Origin of the sequence: Mycobacterium sp. NS-7484 (genome assembly GCF_001953975.1) — a bacterium.
Classification (GTDB): Bacteria; Actinomycetota; Actinomycetes; order Mycobacteriales; family Mycobacteriaceae; genus Mycobacterium.
Genome location: NZ_MBEJ01000007.1, coordinates 1 through 19,065 on the forward strand (window position 1 = coordinate 1; position 19,065 = coordinate 19,065).

The window sequence follows — 19,065 nt, forward strand, 5'->3', positions numbered from 1 at the left end:
CAGTGATCACTCTCCAATCGAAGGGTGCTCACTTTTCAACCGGAACTACCTGCTCACTTTTCGACCGGAGCCGACACCGTCACCTAGATAGAGGCCGAGTAGGTACGAGTATTCGCGTGGCGGCAGCTCTGAAAAGTTGTGATCCGCGCCGCATGGCGAGTCCGCGCAGCGCAGTCTGTGCCGCTTCGGTGACCGCGCTCGCCACTCTCGTACCGTGGGACGTGGGATGCCTGTTTCCCGCGCAATCTCGCAGTCGTTCATCCCGGCCGCAATCAGTTTCTGGACACTGTTGAACTCGTCTGCCGACCGCACATTGCGCCCCTCTCGACCTCCGATGAGTCCAAGGTATTCTCGGCCTCCGACAGATCCGATCAAGGTGCTGGCTGTACGATCGGAACGCGCCATGCGGGCGTGGCGGAATTTGGCAGACGCCCGGGCTTTAGGTGCCCGTGTTCGAAAGAACGTGTGGGTTCGAGTCCCACCGCCCGCACTCAAGTCACACACGATCTCCAAAGCTGATATCGCATGCGATATCAGGTTTCATGGTCGGTGGTCGGTTCCAGAGCCGTCGACACCGTCCGTGACCGGCACCCGCCGCAATTCCCCCCGTAGCGACGCAATCTCCGCGCGCAGATCGTTGATATGCGCCGCGGTCACGGCCGCGGTGGCAGCGTCGTCGACGGCCACGCTCTGCACGATCCACGAGGCAATCGTCGCGGTGATCGAACCGACCAGGCTGATCCCGCCGATCATCAACAGTGCGGCGATCACCCGGCCGGTTGTGGTGACGGGATACATGTCGCCGTAGCCGACGGTGGTGATGGTGGTGATCGCCCACCAGATGGCATCGCCGAAGTCGGTGATGTGGGCGTCGGGTTGGCCACGCTCGGCCTGCAGCACGGCCAGTGAGGCGACGTACACCAGCAGGACCGCGCCCGAGATCGTGTACAGCACGACCTTGCCGCGGATGGCATGCCCGACGGCTTTCTGGATGACGCCGATCAATACGATCAGACGCAGCAGACGCAAGGGTCGCAGCAGCGGCAAGACCACGATCGCCAGATCCACGAGGTGGGTGCGGAACCAGTGCATGCGGTTGTCGGCCAGATAGAGCCTGGCCACATAATCCGCGGTGAAAACAGCCCAGGTGAGCAGGGTCGCGAGCTCGACGACTCGGGCCGCCAGGCCGTGCGGCTGGACCAGTACCTCTATCGAGTAGGCGGCCAGGAACACCGCTGCCACCGAGGCCAGCGGCCACTCGGCGCGGGCTTCCCATCTGTCGAGACGCTGCTGCATGGTCACCGCAAAAGTGTGCGGCACCACTGCGCGATATGTCAGGCCACCCCGTCAGGCCACTCCGTCAACGGGGACGGCATTGCCCTTCACGGTGTTGAGGATCTGGACGATGTTGTCCACGTCTGTCTCAGGGAACACATCGTCGGGGCCGGTTGGTGCATGGTCGATGTAGGGAGACTCGTACAGGCGGGCCGGTTCGACCACGCCGGTGGCGGTGAGCTCCGTGATGATCAGGTTGATGAACCGGAGTTGGTCGGCGCTGAACTTCGCGCCGTCCAGGTATGCCGAGAACGCGTCGACAGCGGCCTCACGGTCGAGGCCCACCAAACCGCGAATGAACAAACCCAGCCCGTGCGCCTGTTCCTTGGCCAGCGCGATGTCTGCGGCACTGCCGGTGCCGCTGTCGACGAGCATCTGCTCCAGGGCGGCAAGGTCGGCGGTGGTGAGTGCCTTGTTGCGGCGCAGGCGTTGCAGAGCGACGTGGTCTTGATGCTGTCTGAGGTAGGCCTTCGCCTTGAGTTCGAAACGCTCCCAATTGGTTCCGGGGGTGATGCCCGGCAGGTCGACGAGTGTGGACTCACCGAGCTCGTCGGCGAAGTCGGTGTAGACGACGACCTTCTTCGCCTTCTCCAGAAATCGAAGCAGCCCGCGCAGTTTGCGTCGAGCATGCTCGAGCATCGGCAACGTGACATCGACCCACCACTGGTCGCCCGCAACCTCATCGAGTAGCTCCTGCTGAGCGGCAACCGTCGGAATGGCGGTTTGGTTCAGCAGTCCGGACGCAATGTCCTGGATCTTTTCGCGCAGCCGCTCGGCGGCCAAGGCGTCACCTTCGAGTTGGGCGAGTTGGCGACGCAGGATCAGCATGTCGAACCGTTTGGCGTCTTCGTCCTCGTCTTTGTGCGTCGACGGTAGGCCGGCCAGGGACTCGGCGACGTCGGCTGCGGTCTCGGTGCTCAGCGTGCCCGCCCACGGTTCCCACCGCGCGTACTGCTCCACCAGTCGGCGATGTGGACGCACCAGGAAGTTGTCCAGCGTCATGCCGGCCACGATGCGGTGCAGCGACCATGCCACGTCGACACGTAGGCCACGGTCGCTCTCGGTGCCCTGCCCCTCGTCCGGATCGGGGTCTTTCGGCGGTTGAAGCTTGTCGAGCGCGGTGATCAACCCCAGACGGGTTTCGAACAGCCTCTGGTTCAACGATTTCTGCAGCGAACCCGGTGAGCCGGGCAGATCTTGACTGAAGTATTCGAGGTTGCCGCAGTAGTCGAAGACGTAGAAGTTCTGCTTGTGCTGTCCCGGACCGAACAAATCTGGGCACAGTCGGGTGCCGCGGCCGATCATCTGCCAGAACTTGGTTTTCGAGCGGACCAGCTTGAAGAACACCAGGTTGACGACCTCGGGCACGTCTATTCCGGTGTCGAGCATGTCGACCGAGATCGCGATGTGGGGTGCTTTGTCGGCGATGGAGAAGTCGTCGATCAACGATTGCGCGTGCGACGTGCCGTGGGTGATGACGCGGGCGAAATGACCGGCCAAATGCGGATATTGGATGTCGAAGCGGTGTGCAATGAACTCTGCATGGTCACGGTTCTTGGCAAAGATGATGGTCTTGCCCAGCCGATCGCCGGTCGCGACGCGATGTCCCTTGGCCATGAGATCGGCCAGCACCATGTCGACGGTGCTCTCGTTGAACAGGACCTTGTTCACCTCTTCGGAGGTCACCTCGTCGGGGGTGTCATCGCCCCAATCCAGGGATTCCCATTCGTCCTTCTCCTCCTCGGACAGGTCGGCATAGCGGATACCCCGGTCGAGAAACTTTGTGCCGCCCGAGATTCCGACGGCCGGCACCAGAAACCCTTCCTTGACCGCATCGTCGAGACCGTAGGCATCGGTCGGGACGCCGTCCTCAAGGTGGAACAGTCGATAGGTGTTGTGGTCGACCTCGTCCTTCGGCGTGGCGGTCAACCCGACCAGCAAGGAATCGAACCACTCGAAGATGGCCCGGTACTTCTGGTAGACCGAACGGTGGGCCTCGTCGATAACCACCAGGTCGAAATATCCGGGTCCGAATTTTCTTGTCCCCGAGCTGGTGTCGTTGATGAGATTCATCATCGTCGGGTAGGTGCTGACGTAGACGCGCCCATCGGTGGTCTTCTCGGTCAACAGGTTCACCGTGGTGGCGTCGGGCAGATGCGTCTTGAAGGCGTTCGCGGCCTGGGTGACCAGTGCCGTGCGGTCGGCCAGGAACAGCACCCGTTTGGCCCAATTGGCTTCCATCAGCTGCTTCACCAGGGCGATGACGGTCCGGGTCTTGCCCGAGCCGGTGGCCATCACCAACAGAGCTTCGCGGCGCTTACCGGTAAATGCCTCGTCGATGGCACGGATGGCGCGGTGCTGGTAGTGCCGTTCGACGATCGCCGAGTCGATGGCCGCGTCGGTGAGCGATTGGCGGGTCTGGCGACGCTGGATCATCAGTTCCAGCTCGTCGTGGGTGTAGAAGCCCTGAATCGGACGCGGCGGGTAGCCGCCGGCGTCGTCCCAGATCCAGTGTTCATACCCGTTGGTGTAGAAGATGACCGGGCGCTGACCGGTCATCGTCTCCAGGCAATCGGCATAGAGCTTGGCCTGCTGCTGGCCGATGTGTGGGCTCTCCCGAGTGCGCTTGGCTTCCACCACCGCGAGCGGCAGCCCGTTGGCACCCCACAACACGTAGTCGACGAAACCGCGTCCATCGCCGGTCGGCATACCGGTGACCTCGTACTCGCGGTCTTTGACTTCCGTGAGCGGCCAGCCGGCTTCGTTGAGCAGTAGGTCGATGAAGGTGTCGCGAGTCTGTGCCTCGTTGTAGTCGCGATCGTCCGGTTGTTTGTTGGCGGCCTGGGCCTGTTTGATTTCCTCACGCAGGCGGGCGATCTCGGCCTCATGCGCGGCGGCCACCTCGTCTTTCTCGGCCAGCGCCTTGGCGTACGCCTCGTCCTGAGCTTTGAATTTCGCCGCGAGCTGGGCGGCTTCCTGGCGGGTGAGGGGCGCGGCCTTGGCTGCCAGTTTGGGGTCGAACGGCAGCTTGAGCGGCGCGGCCTTCGGGTAGGCCGAGTAGTGGAACACCGCCCACACCATGACGTGGTGCAGTTCGCGCAGGACGGCCAAGGCGATGTTCGGGGCGATCGCCTTTTGTTCGTGCGCGGCGGCGTTCCCGGCTTTGCGGATCAGGTTGAGCTTCTGCACGATTGCCTGCGGAACCTTCGCGCGAAAGGGCGGTTCGTTGATCCGGGCGGACAGGTCGTTTTTGTACGGCAGCGGAAGGTCGAGGATGTCGTAGATCAGGCCGACGAGTTGCTCGATCGCGCGTCGGCTGTAGATGCAGGCCGAGCGCGGATCAGTGCCAAGGTAGCTTTCGGCGCGGGCGCAGTCCTCGTGGATCTGGGGCCAGTCGGCGGCGCCGACGAAAGCGAAGTTGGTCACGACGTGCCTCCTGCGGTCAGTACGTCCAGCACTCGCGGTGCGAAGAAACGGCGCTTGTAGGCGTCCGCGTCCACGACGGCGAGAACCCGAGATCCATGAGCTGCCCGATGAGTTTATTGGCTCGGCCGTAATTCAACGGATGTCCACCATCCTTTGGTGGGACCTCAGCTGCAGGTCTCCTTGCTCGAATTGAACCGGCTTGTATACCGCGCGAGCCCGACATGTCCGTGCGCATCCTGCGAAGTGGCTGGTATCGCGTTCGAACCGCCTCCCCGCCCGGCCGTCTGAGGCAGGCTTGGGTGAGGAGTCGACGGGAGGAGAACCGATGATCGATGTCTTACCAGACATGCCCGAGGGTGTGTTCGGAATCCAGGTATCGGGGCGGGTGCGCGGTGATGACCTGAAAGAGTTCCGCCCGAGAATGGATGAACTCCTGGACTCCGGCGAGATTCGCATAGTCGAGGTCGTCTCACCGGACTACGAGGGATTCGGGCCCGGCGGGCTCGTCGAGGATTTGAAGCTCGGCTTCGGCGCGCTGTTTCGCCATCACTCCGCGTTCAAGCGGATCGCGGTCGTATCCGATATGGATTGGGTCGCCCACGCCATGCACGCATTCGCCTGGATGATTCCGGGTGAGCTCAAGGTCTTTGGGCTCGGTGAGCTCGATGCGGCGAAGGAGTGGGCCGCGGGCTGAGGTGACCTGAACGTCAGAGTGCGAGATGCAGCCTCAAAGCCTCATCGAGATCATGGAGCTCGCGCACCGAGAGCTGCCCGAGCCGGTACCGGAGCCGCTCTGCAGCAACAGATCTGACTTGCTCGGCCTGCGCTTTGGAATCGGCGCCGAGGCCGCTGTGGGCAGCGAGGAACACCTGGAACGGATAGATCCTGTCGACGTTGCTGGTCACCGGTACGACCGTCACGACTCCGCGTCCTAGTCGCTCGGCTGTCGCATTTGCTCGATCGTTGCTGACGATGACCGCCGGGCGTGACGTGTTTGCCTCGCTGCCGCGGGCAGGGTCTAGGTCTACCTGCCAGATCTCACCGCGCCGCATCACCGATACCGTCAGCCGTGGTGTTGCGCCAGGGGTCGGCGTCGCTGCTGGACGCCCATTCGGCCCAGGCCTGGTCGTAGTCGTCCTCAAGGTTGGGATACCGCAGCATCTGGACTGCGCGTTGGATGGCGGCCGACCGCGAGGGGAGGCCGGATTGCTCAACGTACGCATCGAGTACCGCGACGTCGTCTTCAGACAAACTCACGCTCAGCTTCATGCGTTGATGCTACTCGGGTAGCAATGGGGTAGCAACGCGCACGTGAGCTCGCCGGACTCCCCCGCCGACGAGTTCATGCTCACCGATGCCGGCATCGGTGTCAGCCCAGAACAGGTCGAGCAGTTCCTGGCGACGGTCGGCGCAAGCTCCAAAGGCGACGAGCTGCAGCGGAGCCGTCGCACATACATCGGTCAGTTCGGCATCGGCCTGCTGAGCTGCTTTCTCATCGCTGACGAGATCACCGTCGTTTCCCGCAGCGCCACCGGCGGCGAGCCGATCGAATGGATAGGCAGGAGCGACGGTACCTACACCATCCGAACCGTCACCGAAGCTGTCGAGGTCGGCACGACGGTGCGGCTGCGCCCCCGCCCCGACATGATCGGATGGGCCCGCGCCGAGCAGGTGCGCCCCCTGGTGCAGAAGTACGCCGAATTCCTTCCGGTGGAGATCAACCTGCTGACAAGCCAAGGCCCGAAGGGTCTTTCGCGGGATTACCCATGGGCCCACGATTTCGGCGCCCACCGGTCCACCGTGTTGCAAGGTGTTTCACCGGTCTATGGCGGTATGGGTGTGGGCCCCCAGTTCGACGCCGTCGAGATCGCCGACGATGGCCTGGGCCTGCATGGGGTGGTGTACATCGGTGCCGCGTCGGCGAGGTCGAAAACCGCACGCAACCGCGTCTACGTCAACGACATGCTCGTCGACGACGACGCCACTGCACTGATGCCCGCGTGGGCCTTCTTCGCCTCGGCGGTAGTCAACTCGACCACGCTGGAACCGACCGCCAGCCGCGAGGCCGTGATGGACAACTCGACGCTGACTGCGACACGGCGCAAGCTCGGGCAGGCCGCGCTGAGATGGCTGCGGGCCCTTGCCGACACGGACCCGGAGCGGTTTGGCGAGTTCGTCGCCGACAACGCACTGGCACTGCGATCCGCAGCGACGCAAGGTGCCGATGCCGAGAATCTGGAGTTGGCCGAAGTCGTGCTCCCGATGCTCACCATGCAGACGACCGAGGGGCACATGCGGCTGGCCGACGTGGTCACCCGAAACCCCAATGTTCTTTTTGCGTCGTCGGTCAAGGAGTTTCGCACCATCGCGAGTTTCAATCCGGGTGGGCGGATAGTGGTGAACGCCGGCCACGCCCTCGACCAAGAGGTCCTGCTCATGCTGCCGCAGGTGATGGCCGGTGTGACCGTCACGCGTGCGTACGCGGCCTCCGAAATCGCTGGGTTGGCGGCACCGTCGGTCGACAGCGAAACTGACGTCCTGGCGTTGGAACAGCGTGGGAGTCAGGTGCTTTCGAAGTTGGATTGCCGGGTTGTGGTGCGCCAGTTCCCGTCGACCGACCTGCCGGGCGTGTACATCGGTCGCGGGCAGATCGACGTGGCATCACCGGGGTGCGGGGACATACAGCACCTCGTGCTGAACTGGGACAACCGGGCGATACGCGCACTGACCCGCACGACCGACGATCTTGTGTTCAGTCGGCTCATGCAGTTGCTGTTCGTCCAGGCCCGGATAGCCGGCCAGTGTGACGGGCCGGAGGATCGGGCGCTGCTGTCGGAAGCACTCGACGACATCATCCTGCTCGCCGCGGGAGTCGACGGTACCGAGGTCGCCCGATGAGCGAGCAACGGCAGGCTTCAGCAGAAGAGCTCGAACAGCTTGGCGACGCGGCGCTGTCCGCGGAGCAGCTGGAGCAGGCACTGGGGCACTACCAGAATGCACGCAAAATCCTTTGCGAAGCACTCGATCTCGTCGCGGAAGCTGAAGCCGACTTCGAAGTGGTGTCGATGATCGCGGACGATCTGATGCGCGTCACCGAAAAGGCCTTCGACGCCCGCAGCCGACTTCATCCGCCACCGGAGTCTCAGCTACCGCCGCCGAAGTCTGGTCGTGAGAAGGCAGTTGAACTACGGGCCGCAGTCGACGAGTCAATGGCAGAAGGCGAGCTCGCTCATGCGTCGCATATGAGTTTCCGGCTCGGCGAGACGCTTGAGGATCTCGGTGATCGCGAGGACGCCGAGTCCGCCTACCGACAAGCCGTGGTGCTCGCGCGGGAAGTCGACGCGGACGATCCCGAGTTGGTCTTGGCTGCGTTCGTGTCCTTGATCCACTTCCTCTCTCCCTCAGAAGAATCGGTGACTCTCGCTCAGGAAATGGCCGGCTACCTGATCGATCGCCGTGACATGTACCACCCGATGCGAGCGGCCGACGCCGCCTACCACTGCGCGATAGCGGAGTTGAACTTTGCCGAGGTGGCACCGCACCGGATGGACCACGCAATCGACGAGATCGCGGGCACCGCGATCAAGATGCTCGACGAGGTCTGCTTTCACGGCAGAAGTCAGGCACTGCAGCGACTCGTGGCCGATGTCCTACGTAGTGCCGGCCGCGACAGCGAGGCCGAGTCGTGGCAAGCCGACGCGGACAAGTACGAGGACTGGGGATCGTTCATGGAGCAGCAGATCCCCGGCCACGTGCATCTCTGGGACATCCGGTTCGATTTACCTGAGGACAAATGATCGAGCTCATCCCACGGCCCACTCCTCGCCGCATCGAGCACACGGAGGCCAAAGACCTTGAGGTCGACGCCGTACGGCGAGATCGAGATGATGCGCGGGGCGGGAGCACCGCCGAGGGCGTCACGAGCGACGATGGCATCCATCGCGTTCTGAATCAGTTCCCGCACATAGACGCCGGGACTCGAATACAGGTTCTTGCTGAGCAACGCGATCACGCCGCCGAGGTTCACTCGGAAGTTCTGCTGCTGAAGCCCGGTCATCTCCGGCTCCTCCTCTGTCGGTTCATTCGAGAGCCGCACAGCGTCGCATGGGGGACCGACAAGTTTGGAAAACCACGAGGGACTCACCTACGCGCTCAACGCCTGCGATTTCGCAAGCGAACGCACGCGCTGTGGCTCACCTCGGCGACCGGTTGGCTGGATGGCCGCCGGCCGGTCGACCTACTCGTAGGGGCGGCCGACCATGTCGTCGCGGCCGCTGGCCAAATCTTCGACGCGGTCGGACTGTAGTGCCGGTGCGCGTGCCGGATGCCGCGGCGCTTACCGATGCCGCGGGGCCATCTGCCCAGCAGGTCCTCAGTAGTACTGAAGTACTGCAGCGGGCGGTTCCGCGGATGGAGTCACAGTGTTGAACTTTCGCCGTGGCAGGGGTCTCTCGCGCTAAGTTGGCGTTTCAGGACTGACGTCACCTGGAAAGAGGTCTCAGACGTGGAGCGTCTGCCGTTCGCACAGCTTGGTGCGGAGCGATCAGCGATGATGGAGCGACTCCGTCAGCTGCCGATCGCTGACGAAGTTGTCCGTCAACGAGCGGTGGCTGACCTTGGACGCGCAGTCGAGAATTGGTGGGGCGGCGCGTTACCCCCGATAACGCGTTTCGCAGATACGCCTGTCCAGGGCCGTCCGGTCGTCCTTGCGGCCCACCCGGCCGAGCTCTGGATTGTGCGCGCGATCTCTCCAGCGCGGCCAGCGATGTTCCGTGTCGAGGCAAACGGGGCGGTCTGCACCGTCGATGCCACCGGTCGATTTCACATCTTCGTTACCGGGTTGTCGCGCCTACTCGATGAAGCTGCGGATATCTGCCGACACGTTAATGGTGGAGGCAAGTTTCTGCTCGTCGAGCGGGGTCGTCGTTTCTTCATCGGACTCGACGCGGATGACACCCCGGCACTGGTGCATGTGGACGTAAGCAACGGGCATCCACGCCAGGAGGATCGATCTTCGGCGACGCCCAAGAGCTTCTGGCAACAGTTGGTCTCGTTTCTACCCTGGGTGCACGACAAGCCCGAGAAAGTCATGTCCCCTCCCAGTTCTGAACGTACGGACGATCCCGCGGTGGACGATGACATCAACGCCAGACCGGTTCATCAACTCGTTGTCGACTTCGACACGGGCGCATGGCCGGCCTCAGGCGTTCTGAAGGAACTGGGTTACAAGGTGGGAAAGAACGGACTCGGCCCGCTTGTGAGGCGGCAGATCCTCCACAATGCGTTGACGGTCGAACTGATTGCAACCTCGGCCGATGCTGAGTCGTACCTACGACAATGGGGTGCGCCGAGCACTCGACAACGTGCAGCGAAGATCGAGCGCTGCTTGGCCGGATTCGCCGAAAACGCCCGGCGTCGAGACGCTGATATGGCAGAGGCGATCGCCGACTGGGAAAGCGACCTGGCGTGGTTCGCGCGGGAACGCAGTCACTGACGCCAAACCGGGTCCATCCAAAACGTCACCGCCCGGAGGGCCGGAATGTGGGTGTTCTCGACATCGCAGCGAGGATTGAGCAGAGTGGTCTACTCGTGCTCGATTCGGCCGCCATCGTCGGTGAGCGCGACGCGAACCCCGAAAACCCGGTCGGTGCTTTCTGGAGCCAAACCGGTTGTCTCAAAGACAATCGTGGCGAACGGCATCACAGTTCTCCTCGAAAGGCGCGGGATTGAAGTGATGTGAACAGGGATTCATCGAGAGTTGACCGCAACTTCTGGTTGCCGTCGAAACGACTTACTTCTGCGAGTCTCTGGGTGAACTCTCTCTGTAGTTTGATGGGAGGCAACAAAATTGCGAATCTTTCGGCGACTCTTTGGTAAATGGTCTTGTGGATGGAGCCATCACTGCTGCCAAGGAGATGAAGCCGGCTTGCTCTAAGCGCTGCCATGAGGTAGTCCGAGTCGAGGTCGGCGCCAGGTATCCAGTTATGGAAATCTTGAGAGGTTGCCATCGGTTGGCCGAGTTTCGTAACGAAGCCCACGGAGGCGGTTCGCGAAAAGCAGACAGTACCTGCGGGCAAGAGAACGGCGGATGAATTTGCTAAGCCGGCGGAGGTGATCCGCAGCTCGGTCGACCAGGCAGTCTTCCCGTCCAACTGCCGTATCTCGGGAAGTGAGATCCACGGTATGTCGCCATTCCAATAATCTTCACGCTTTCGATCGGGCGTATGGCCTGTCGCCATCTCAGCAACCTCGTCCAATCGGACCCATTGCCAACCGCTGGAATGCTTTAGACGCGGCTGCGGAGTCACAGCGCGTCTAGCCTCCACCCCAAACATTTCGATGAATATGGATTGGGCCAGGCGGTCAACGGCTCCGAGTATTTGTCGTCGCTTAGCGCAGATTTTGTCGGCGTGGTCGAGGATCGCGGCGATGCGGCGCTGCTCGTCGAGTGATGGTAGTTGGATCTCCATCGCCAACAGGGATTCGCGGCTAACGGTTGCTTGATTAACCCATTGCCTGCACATCGCTGAAAAGGTGCCGCGTAGGAATTTCCATTGAAGCCATCGCCAAAGAAAGTTTGGGTCGAGATCGTTTTGATCAGAACGCAGCCGAAGAAAGTGGTTGCTGAAGACTGCTGGTTCATCGAGGTCGGGCACCAGAACTGACTTTCCGACGTTGTCTGGGCTGTTCGTCGCATTGAATAAGACGTCACCCTGTTGCACGAGAAATTTGTCAAGATTTTTCTGCGCTGACCGAGGCACCCGGCGGCGGTTGCCTAAATCGATGCTGCTCATTTTGGATATGTTGTGCATCCGGAACTGGAAGATGCCGCTCTCGTCCTGCCTTCCACACGCGAATCCGGGCTGTGCGTCTACCAAGACATCGCCAAGTCTCGTCACGACAGCATCGCCTTCAATGCGGCGAGCCCAGAAGCAATTTCACTCTCGAGCTTCTCGATTTCAGCGATGATCTCCAACGGAGGCCGATGTTCGACCTCGTCGTGCACGATCTCCTTGTACCTGTTCAGCGACAGGTCATAGCCCTGGGCGACGATGTCGTCTTTTAGCACACAGAACGACTGCTCGGTGCGGGCGCGTTCAAGCTCCGAGGACCCGCGTAAGGCCCACCGCGCCAACGCATCCGGAAGATCATTCGCCTCAACGGGGTTTCGCTTGTCATCCAAGGAAAATCCGTCGGCAGTGACGTCGTAGAACCACACGTTCTCGGTGCCGCCGGAGTTGGTCTTGGTGAAGAGCAAGATCGCCGTCGACACCCCGGCGTAAGGCTTGAAGACGCCCGACGGGAGTTTTACGATGCCATCGAGCTTCTGATCCTCGACCAGGACACGACGAAGTTCCTTGTGCGCCTTGGACGATCCGAACAACACACCATCCGGCACGATCACCGCCGCACGCCCACCAGGCTTGAGCAGCTTCAAGAACAGCGCAACAAACAGCAGCTCGGTCTTTTTGGTCTTCACCACCCGCTGCAGGTCCTTGGAGGTGGCCTCGTAGTCGAGTGACCCGGCGAACGGGGGATTGGCGAGGATCAGGGTGTATTTCTCGGTGTCCTCGCTGGCGCCCTCGGACAGGGAGTCTCGGTAACGGATGTCGGGGGACTCGATGCCGTGCATCAGCATGTTCATCGAACCGATGCGCAGCATGGTCGAGTCGAAGTCGTAACCGTGAAACATGCTGTTGTGGAAGTGTTTCCGCTGCGCGGCATCCGTCAGCACTGATTCGTGCGTATCGCGCACGTACTCCGATGCGGCCACCAGGAAGCCGGCCGTTCCGCACGCCGGATCGCAGATCTCGTCGGTCGGCTGCGGCGCGGTCATCTTCACCATCAGTTCGATGATGTGGCGCGGGGTGCGGAACTGTCCGTTCACCCCGGCGCTGGCGATCTTGGACAGCAGGTACTCGTAGAGGTCGCCGTTGGTGTCGCGATCGGCCATCGGGATGTCATCGAGCATGTCGACGACCTTCGATAGCAGCGCAGGCGTCGGGATGGTGAACCGAGCGTCGCGCATGTGCTCGGAGTACGTCGACCCGTCGCCACCGAGCTCCCGCAGGAACGGGAACACCTTGTCACCGACCGTCGTGAACATCACCGCCGGCTCGGAGTTCTTGAACTGCGACCACCGCAAGCCTTGCTGGTCCGGGCCGAACCGCAGCCCCTCGGGCTTGCCGGTCACCCGGGCCTTCTTCTCGGCGAGGATCTCCAGGTCATCGAGGCGGCGGATGAACAGCAGGTAGGTGATCTGCTCGATCACCTCCAAGGGATTGGAGATGCCGCCGGACCAGAACGCATCCCAGACCCGATCCACCTTGCTCTTCAACTCACCCGTGATCACTGCACTGTCCCTCGCTGCCGTCAAGAACTGAACAGGACTGTATATACGACCCGGGCGACAAATGGTGGGAAGGGGCAAGGTGCGCGTCGTGCCTGCCAACGTTTCTGCGGTCATCCGTCGGCGATGTCATGGTGTGTCAACGATGATGGGTGAGCAGGCGACCGATTCCGAGGAGTTCCGATTACATCCCAAACGATCGGCGCGCGCCTCCGGCAGGCTCGGTGGTGGTTCAGCGCCTTCGCGATCCTCGTCATCGGCGCCACCTTCGCGCTGTACATCGCCGCGCAACAGATTGCGGCATGGGTACGTGAGGTTGAGGCTGACTGCTATGGCCGGTGGCCAGCCGCACCGATCCTGTCCGTGACCGGGTGGACGGCGGTGGGATTAGCGGGGCTGGCCGTGTTGTGTGTCATTGTCGGTGTAGGCCGAGTGATGACTGGACCATCCCGGGGTGGTGTCAAAGTCGCCGTGGCGGTGGTCGGCCTTGCCGGCGGCGTGGCGGCACTGTGCATCATGCTGGTTGGCTTCACCGATGCCACCGTCAAAGCCGATCGCTATACCGTCTCGGGCAGCGACGGCGGACCACTGTGTCCGATGCGCGGCTGAAGCGAGCGCGAGGGTCTATTGCGCTGCTGCCGCTAATTCGGTCTACCTTGTGCAGGCGCCGTCGAGTGCCATCAGATTGTCGTGGAATTCATGTGCAATACGCGAGTATTCGCGGGCTGACGGTGGCGGCGCCGTGGCCGCCTGCGGCATGGACGATAGATCCGCGCGTGCCCGAGGTACGAGCTCGGCTGTTTGGTCGGCGAGTTCGGCCATCTTGGTGGCGCGTTCACCGAGGGCCGGGTCATCCTGAATCTGGTCGGCGAACTCTTGAAGCTGCGCCGCCCACTGTCGGTAGTCAGAGTCGGTAGTCTCGATTCCCGCCTCAGTGTTCGTCTTAACATTGTGGTCGAACTGCTTGTTGTACTCGATCATCGACTGCACGACGGCACACTTCGACGCCGCGCGGTTCGACAGTTCGAACACAGCCGCAGCTAACCCGGCTGTCACCACGACGCTTATTGCGCCGAGAATCCACCATCTACGCCGAGTCATCAACGAAGTGTCCCATCGAGATCGACGCTATGGCTGTCAGACCTCGCGCAGAACAACCATGGCGTCACGCTCGGCGCAAAAGCCGTGCGAAACCGGGCCAAAACCGACCCCACCCGCGAACCAACCCCTACTTGTCGAACTTCCCACTCAAATATTCAGCACGGCACGCATTCCGCGCCAGTTTGCCGCTCGTCGTGCGGGGGATGACGCCGGCGGCGACCATGCGCACGTCGGCGACGCGCACCTGATGGTGGCGTGACACCGCCGAGCGGATGGCGTCGACGATCGGCCCGGGCTCGGCGCGGCCGGCGCCGGCCGCCCGTTCGGCCACGACCACCAGTTCCTCACCGCGGTCACCGGGCACCGAGAACGCGGCAACGTAGCCGGAGCGCACCGCGCGGGACGACAGGCTGACGGTCGCCTCGATGTCGGTGGGGTAGTGGTTGCGGCCGTCGATGATGATCATGTCTTTGATCCGGCCGGTCACATACAGATGGCCGTTGACGTAGACGCCGAGATCGCCGGTGGCCAACCACAATCCGTCGTCTCCCACCCCGTCGGCGTGGCTGCCCGATTCGAGGCGGGTCTGCAGTTTGTTGCCGAAGACCCGTTGGGATTCGTCAGGACGGCCGAAGTAGCCACGGCCGACGTTGTTGCCGTGCAGCCAGATTTCCCCGACCATGCTGTCGGCTAACTCGTCGCCGTCGGCGCCGGCGATCACGACCCATTGATTCGGGATCGCGCGGCCGCAGGACACGTGCGCCACCGCACCGTCGGCGTTCGTTTCGACGATCACGGCCTGGCCGGCATTGAGCTTCTCGCGATCCAGATAGATGACGCTGGCGGTCTCGTTCGGCGCGATGCTGGCCACCGACAGCGTTGCCTCGGCCATGCCATAGGACGGTTTGACGGTTGTGGCAGGCAATCCATAGGGGGCGAACGCCGTGGTGAATTCCTCGATCGAGGACATGGTCACCGGTTCGGATCCGTTGAGCAGCGTGACGACGTTGCTCAAGTCGATCGATTCGCCCTTCGGCGGCAGACCGCGTTGCGCGCACAACTCGAAGGCGAAGTTGGGTGCGGCCGCCAGCGTCGGCCCGGTCGCGGACTCCTCGGCGAGGCGCTTGATCCAGCGGTAGGGCCGGCGCACGAACGCCATCGGGTCCATCAGGGTGATGTGGTTGCCGCACAGAGCCGGGAACATGATCATGATCAGGCCCATGTCGTGATACAGCGGCAGCCAACTCACGCCCCGGATCCCCATTTCGAGATCGCCGGCCAAAATCATCTGCATCACGTTGGTGCACACGTTGCGATGGGTGATTTCCACCCCGGCCGGGATGCGTGTCGATCCCGACGTGTACTGCAGGTAGGCAATGTCGTCGGTGCCGCGTGGCACCTCCGTGAACATCGGAGCGAGAGAATCGGGAACGGCGTCGACGGCGATCATGCGTGGGCGATCGGCGGCGGGCAACGTCCGCAGGAAACTGCGCACCGACTCCGATGCCGCGGTGGTCGTCAGCACCACCGTGGGCTTGGCGTCACCCAGCACGGCGGCCAGCCGTTCGGCGTGGCCGGCAAGGCTCGGCGCGAACAACGGCACCGCGATGTTGCCCGCGTGGACGGCGGCGAAGAATGCCGAGACGTAGTCGACGCCCTGTGGGGCGAGGATCGCCACCCGGTCGCCGGGGGAGGTCACCTGCTGTAGTCGGGCGCCTACCGAGCACACCTGTGACCACAGGCCGTTCCAGCTGAGTTCGATCATGCGCCCGTCGGGATCCGACGAGTAGTCCACGAAGCGGTAGGACGGTGCATCGCCAAACCGCGCCCGGTTGCGATCGAGGAATGACGTCAGTGTGACACCGTCAGGCACCACGATGGTGCCGTCGGCGTTGACGTAGTCCTCAATGCTGGACTCAACGACAGTGTTACGCAAGGCATCCCGACCCATAGCACAGACTCTAATAGTGGTGCTAAGTAACCATGGAACCGGAGTGGCATGACAGTTCTCACTGCCGTGGGTCAATGTGATCTTGATCGCACCGGGCGGACTGCTATCGCGGACCGTCCACGGCGTACGTGCCTTTGTCGTCGGTGAACTCGACGATCACCCTACGCAGCGTGTCGTTGATCTCCACCGCGCACTCGAACGTCGCACCCGTCCGCACCACCGGATTGTCGCCGTTGTTGCACGCGACGGCCGCGACGTGGTTCGCGCCGTAGCCGTTGATCGGATCGGACAGGATCTCGGCCACGCCGGCCTCGGCCTGGCGGACATCGAGCCGGGTGCCGTTGCCTTCGGAGCCATTCCATGCCCACAGCCCGACCCCGATCACCGCGATGGCCACCACAGCGACCGCGCCGGCGAGCACACGCCGGTCGACCGTGCGCGGTTGCGGTGGCGCCGGCGGACGGGCAGGTGGCTGCGGGACGCGGCGAGGCGGTGGTACCTGGGTGCGCCGGACCGGCTGCGGCGGAGACCCCGGCGGCGTCCATGCCGGACGGGCCGGACCTGCGCCCGGCGGCGGCGCGCCACCCGGGCGCACCCACCACGGCTGCTCAGGACCGCTCATCGGCTCTCCTCAACTGGGCTCATGGCTCACGGAAACCGTTGGTAGCACTGCGCGTCATCGCCCTGAAGGCCAGAGCGGTAGGCCAGGATCCGGGTGAATCCGGCGGGCAACACCCTGCCGTTGACGTCGCTGGCCGCCAGCCCGTTGGTCAGCAGGCCACTGATCGCCTCGTCGGTGTCCCCGGCCGACAGGGTGATCGGCTGGTTGGGTTCGGCCATTCTGGCCTGGCCGACGCCGGTCAGGCAGCCGGTGCGCATGGCTGCCACCGGGGTGTCGAGGGTCAGGCCTTTCTCGTGTTGCACCGCCAGCGCATACCGCGACGTCAGCACGGAGATCGCAGAGTTGTCACCTTGTAGAAGCTCGCGCTCGTCGTTCTCGGTCCTGCTCTCGCCCAAGGCCTTCATTCCGTCCAGATCCACGACGATCGTGTTGGTCGCCGGGCAGTACGACGCCGGCGGGGATGGTCCGGCATCGGGGCACGCGGCGGGTTCGGTGCTCAGGCTCGGCGGATCGGCCGGGGCGTAGATGCGCCGCAGGGATTGCATCGTCGTCTCCAGCAGGTCGGCGGTGATGGTGCTGTCGCCACTGTGTGTACCGCTGAAGAGGTCGAGGAACTTGGGCAGGTCGCCGCGGCGCTTCGTGATCTCGTCGGAGTCCATGGCTGCGCACTGGTCGACATTGCCGCTGAAGCCGATCTGGAATGCGCTGACCCGGTCGAGCGCCGAACCGTGCTCATTGCCGGTCAGGGTCGCATCCAGTCGCGTCATCAGGGGATCGCGGATGTAGATGAGCCCGGCCAGAACGTGGTTGAGCCCGTCGGATGTGCTCAACTCGAACCGCGGTGATTTACCCGCGGCCACCCAGCGTAGGTACACCCCGGCCAGGCAGTCGGCCTGTTGCTCGGCCACCAGAACCGGTGTGCCGTCGGTGACCAGGCGGGCTTGTTGTTGGACGGCGTGGCCGTATTCGTGGGCCATCACCCCGACCACGCCCATCTGGCCGAAATATTGTGCGGCAACCGGGATCGCCACGCCGCGATCCCAGGCCAAGACGTCGCTCTTGAAGCAGTAGAAGGCGTTGGTCAACCCGACCGTGCTCTCTCCGCAGAGCTCAAGGCCGGGAGACACGTCCGAGTTGAACGACACCACCCGGGAGACGGGCGTGAACTCGCCGGGTAGGGAACCGCCGCGGTAGTTCTGTGACCAGAAATCTTCGATGTCATCGATCGCGAGCAGCGCCAGATCGTCGATCTGGCCGCCATCGGTGTTCTCGGCCTGTCGCCGCGGTGCGGGCGCATCGGGACGGGTGCCGCTGTGGCCGTCGGTCACCGGTAGGCCGCCCACCCGGTCGGGTAGGAACAACATCGAGGTGGCCCGGCCACCGATCACCGTGGCATCCGCGCACCCGGCCAGCAGTACCGCACAACAGGCCAGGCCGATCCACCAGCGAATTCTCGCCAATTGCTCCGCCTTCCGTGCGATACACCTCTGCCAGTTCTACCTCGTCCCCCCGACGTTGGGCACCGGCCGCCGGAGAACTGGCCCGCCGAACTGAGCGACAATGGCACCGCTATGCCCACCTTCGACGAACTCCTGACCCGGGTGTTGGCCCGCGCGGCCGAGCCGGGAACTGCCGTCGTCGGGATCACCGGAGCGCCTGGCGCCGGTAAGTCCACTCTGGCCGAGGCGCTGACTGTCGCCGCCCGCGCCCGGCTCGGCGACGTCGCGGTGGCCCACGTTCCGATGGACGGATTCCACCTGGCCGACGACGAGCTGCGCCGGTTGGGGCGGCTGGACCGCAAGGGGGCGCCCGACACTTTCGACGTTGCCGGCTACGCGGCGCTGCTGCGTCGAATCCGGGCTCGGACGGAGGTGGTCTACGCGCCGGGATTCGAGCGCGACATCGAGCAACCGATCGCCGGCGCGATCCCGGTGTCCCCGGAAGCCGCAGTTGTGCTCACCGAGGGCAATTACTTACTGCTCGATGACCCGGCGTGGTCGACGGTTGCCGCCGAGATCGACGAGACCTGGTTCTGCGCAATCGAAGACGACGAGCGGATCGCCCGACTGGTGGCCCGTCACGTCGCCTACGGAAAGTCGGAGGTGGCGGCCCGACGATGGGTGACCGAGGTCGACGAAGCCAACGCGCGGTTGGTGGCGCCGACGGCGGCGCGGGCCGATCTGGTGGTCACGCCGACGTCGCGGTGACCGGCCGGCCTCCAGAAAGAGGCTTACGCGCATAACCGAGGAGATAAACTCGCCTCTCGCGATCCGAGAGGCG

18 protein-coding genes and 1 tRNA gene are annotated in these 19,065 nt (G+C 63.4%); 8 read left to right on the top strand and 11 right to left on the bottom strand.

Going from position 1 to position 19,065, the window contains the following annotated elements:
• Positions 1-45: 45 nt before the first annotated feature.
• Entirely contained in the window at positions 46-405 is a 360-nt protein-coding gene (locus A5733_RS28155; protein WP_369830891.1) for a helix-turn-helix domain-containing protein, read from the bottom strand.
• On the opposite strand from A5733_RS28155, the gene A5733_RS00835 reads away from it, so the two are divergent.
• Positions 406-490, top strand: a tRNA-Leu gene (locus A5733_RS00835).
• Between the two features lie 50 nt (positions 491-540).
• On the opposite strand, the gene A5733_RS00840 is transcribed toward A5733_RS00835, so the two are convergent.
• Complete coding sequence (locus A5733_RS00840; RefSeq protein WP_076238827.1) at positions 541-1,296, bottom strand: potassium channel family protein; 756 nt, start codon at positions 1,294-1,296, stop codon at positions 541-543.
• 51 nt (positions 1,297-1,347) lie between these two features.
• A complete protein-coding gene (locus tag A5733_RS00845) occupies positions 1,348-4,761 on the bottom strand; it encodes a DEAD/DEAH box helicase family protein (protein WP_076238716.1) in 3,414 nt (1,137 codons plus the stop codon).
• A 325-nt stretch (positions 4,762-5,086) separates the two neighbouring features.
• On the opposite strand from A5733_RS00845, the gene A5733_RS00850 reads away from it, so the two are divergent.
• The gene (locus A5733_RS00850; protein WP_076238717.1) at positions 5,087-5,455 is read left to right on the top strand and encodes an STAS/SEC14 domain-containing protein; all 369 of its coding nucleotides are present in this window, start codon (positions 5,087-5,089) and stop codon (positions 5,453-5,455) included.
• Between the two features lie 13 nt (positions 5,456-5,468).
• On the opposite strand, the gene A5733_RS00855 is transcribed toward A5733_RS00850, so the two are convergent.
• Positions 5,469-5,816 (bottom strand): type II toxin-antitoxin system PemK/MazF family toxin, encoded by a 348-nt coding sequence (locus A5733_RS00855; RefSeq protein WP_076238718.1) that lies wholly within the window; start codon positions 5,814-5,816, stop codon positions 5,469-5,471.
• Entirely contained in the window at positions 5,800-6,030 is a 231-nt protein-coding gene (locus tag A5733_RS00860) for a ribbon-helix-helix domain-containing protein (protein WP_067770724.1), read from the bottom strand. Before A5733_RS00860 ends, A5733_RS00855 begins: the two co-directional genes overlap by 17 nt.
• Positions 6,031-6,072: 42 nt before the next feature.
• Between A5733_RS00860 and A5733_RS00865 the strand changes: the two genes are divergently transcribed.
• From A5733_RS00865 to A5733_RS26895, 4 genes are all read left to right on the top strand, one after another.
• Complete coding sequence (locus tag A5733_RS00865; protein WP_076238719.1) at positions 6,073-7,659, top strand: hypothetical protein; 1,587 nt, start codon at positions 6,073-6,075, stop codon at positions 7,657-7,659.
• Entirely contained in the window at positions 7,656-8,558 is a 903-nt protein-coding gene (locus A5733_RS00870; protein WP_076238720.1) for a hypothetical protein, read from the top strand. The genes A5733_RS00865 and A5733_RS00870 overlap by 4 nt, the downstream gene beginning before the upstream one ends.
• Entirely contained in the window at positions 8,555-9,067 is a 513-nt protein-coding gene (locus A5733_RS00875) for a hypothetical protein (RefSeq protein ID WP_076238721.1), read from the top strand. The genes A5733_RS00870 and A5733_RS00875 overlap by 4 nt, the downstream gene beginning before the upstream one ends.
• 198 nt (positions 9,068-9,265) lie before the next feature.
• Positions 9,266-10,255, top strand: a complete 990-nt coding sequence (locus A5733_RS26895; RefSeq protein ID WP_142253739.1) for a hypothetical protein — start codon at positions 9,266-9,268, stop codon at positions 10,253-10,255.
• A 205-nt stretch (positions 10,256-10,460) separates the two neighbouring features.
• Here the strand turns inward: A5733_RS26895 and A5733_RS00885 are convergent, their stop codons facing one another.
• Together A5733_RS00885 and A5733_RS00890 are read right to left on the bottom strand one after the other, a co-directional pair.
• Positions 10,461-11,555, bottom strand: a complete 1,095-nt coding sequence (locus tag A5733_RS00885) for a restriction endonuclease subunit S (protein WP_158070578.1) — start codon at positions 11,553-11,555, stop codon at positions 10,461-10,463.
• A gap of 101 nt (positions 11,556-11,656) precedes the next feature.
• Positions 11,657-13,114 (bottom strand): class I SAM-dependent DNA methyltransferase, encoded by a 1,458-nt coding sequence (locus A5733_RS00890; RefSeq protein WP_076238724.1) that lies wholly within the window; start codon positions 13,112-13,114, stop codon positions 11,657-11,659.
• Positions 13,115-13,546: 432 nt separating this feature from the next.
• Here A5733_RS00890 and A5733_RS27390 point away from each other — a divergent pair, with 432 nt between their 5' ends.
• Positions 13,547-13,720, top strand: a complete 174-nt coding sequence (locus A5733_RS27390; RefSeq protein ID WP_158070579.1) for a hypothetical protein — start codon at positions 13,547-13,549, stop codon at positions 13,718-13,720.
• A gap of 42 nt (positions 13,721-13,762) precedes the next feature.
• On the opposite strand, the gene A5733_RS00895 is transcribed toward A5733_RS27390, so the two are convergent.
• From A5733_RS00895 to A5733_RS00910, 4 genes are all read right to left on the bottom strand, one after another.
• A complete protein-coding gene (locus tag A5733_RS00895; protein WP_076238725.1) occupies positions 13,763-14,143 on the bottom strand; it encodes a hypothetical protein in 381 nt (126 codons plus the stop codon).
• Between the two features lie 196 nt (positions 14,144-14,339).
• On the bottom strand, positions 14,340-16,163 hold the full coding sequence (locus A5733_RS00900; RefSeq protein WP_076238726.1) for a fatty acyl-AMP ligase: 1,824 nt from the start codon (positions 16,161-16,163) through the stop codon (positions 14,340-14,342).
• A gap of 103 nt (positions 16,164-16,266) precedes the next feature.
• Positions 16,267-16,785 (bottom strand): DUF4333 domain-containing protein, encoded by a 519-nt coding sequence (locus tag A5733_RS27795; RefSeq protein ID WP_233152586.1) that lies wholly within the window; start codon positions 16,783-16,785, stop codon positions 16,267-16,269.
• Positions 16,786-16,811: 26 nt separating this feature from the next.
• Positions 16,812-18,245 (bottom strand): peptidase, encoded by a 1,434-nt coding sequence (locus A5733_RS00910; RefSeq protein ID WP_076238728.1) that lies wholly within the window; start codon positions 18,243-18,245, stop codon positions 16,812-16,814.
• A 111-nt stretch (positions 18,246-18,356) separates the two neighbouring features.
• Here A5733_RS00910 and A5733_RS00915 point away from each other — a divergent pair, with 111 nt between their 5' ends.
• On the top strand, positions 18,357-18,992 hold the full coding sequence (locus A5733_RS00915) for a nucleoside/nucleotide kinase family protein (protein WP_076238729.1): 636 nt from the start codon (positions 18,357-18,359) through the stop codon (positions 18,990-18,992).
• Positions 18,993-19,065: the final 73 nt, after the last annotated feature.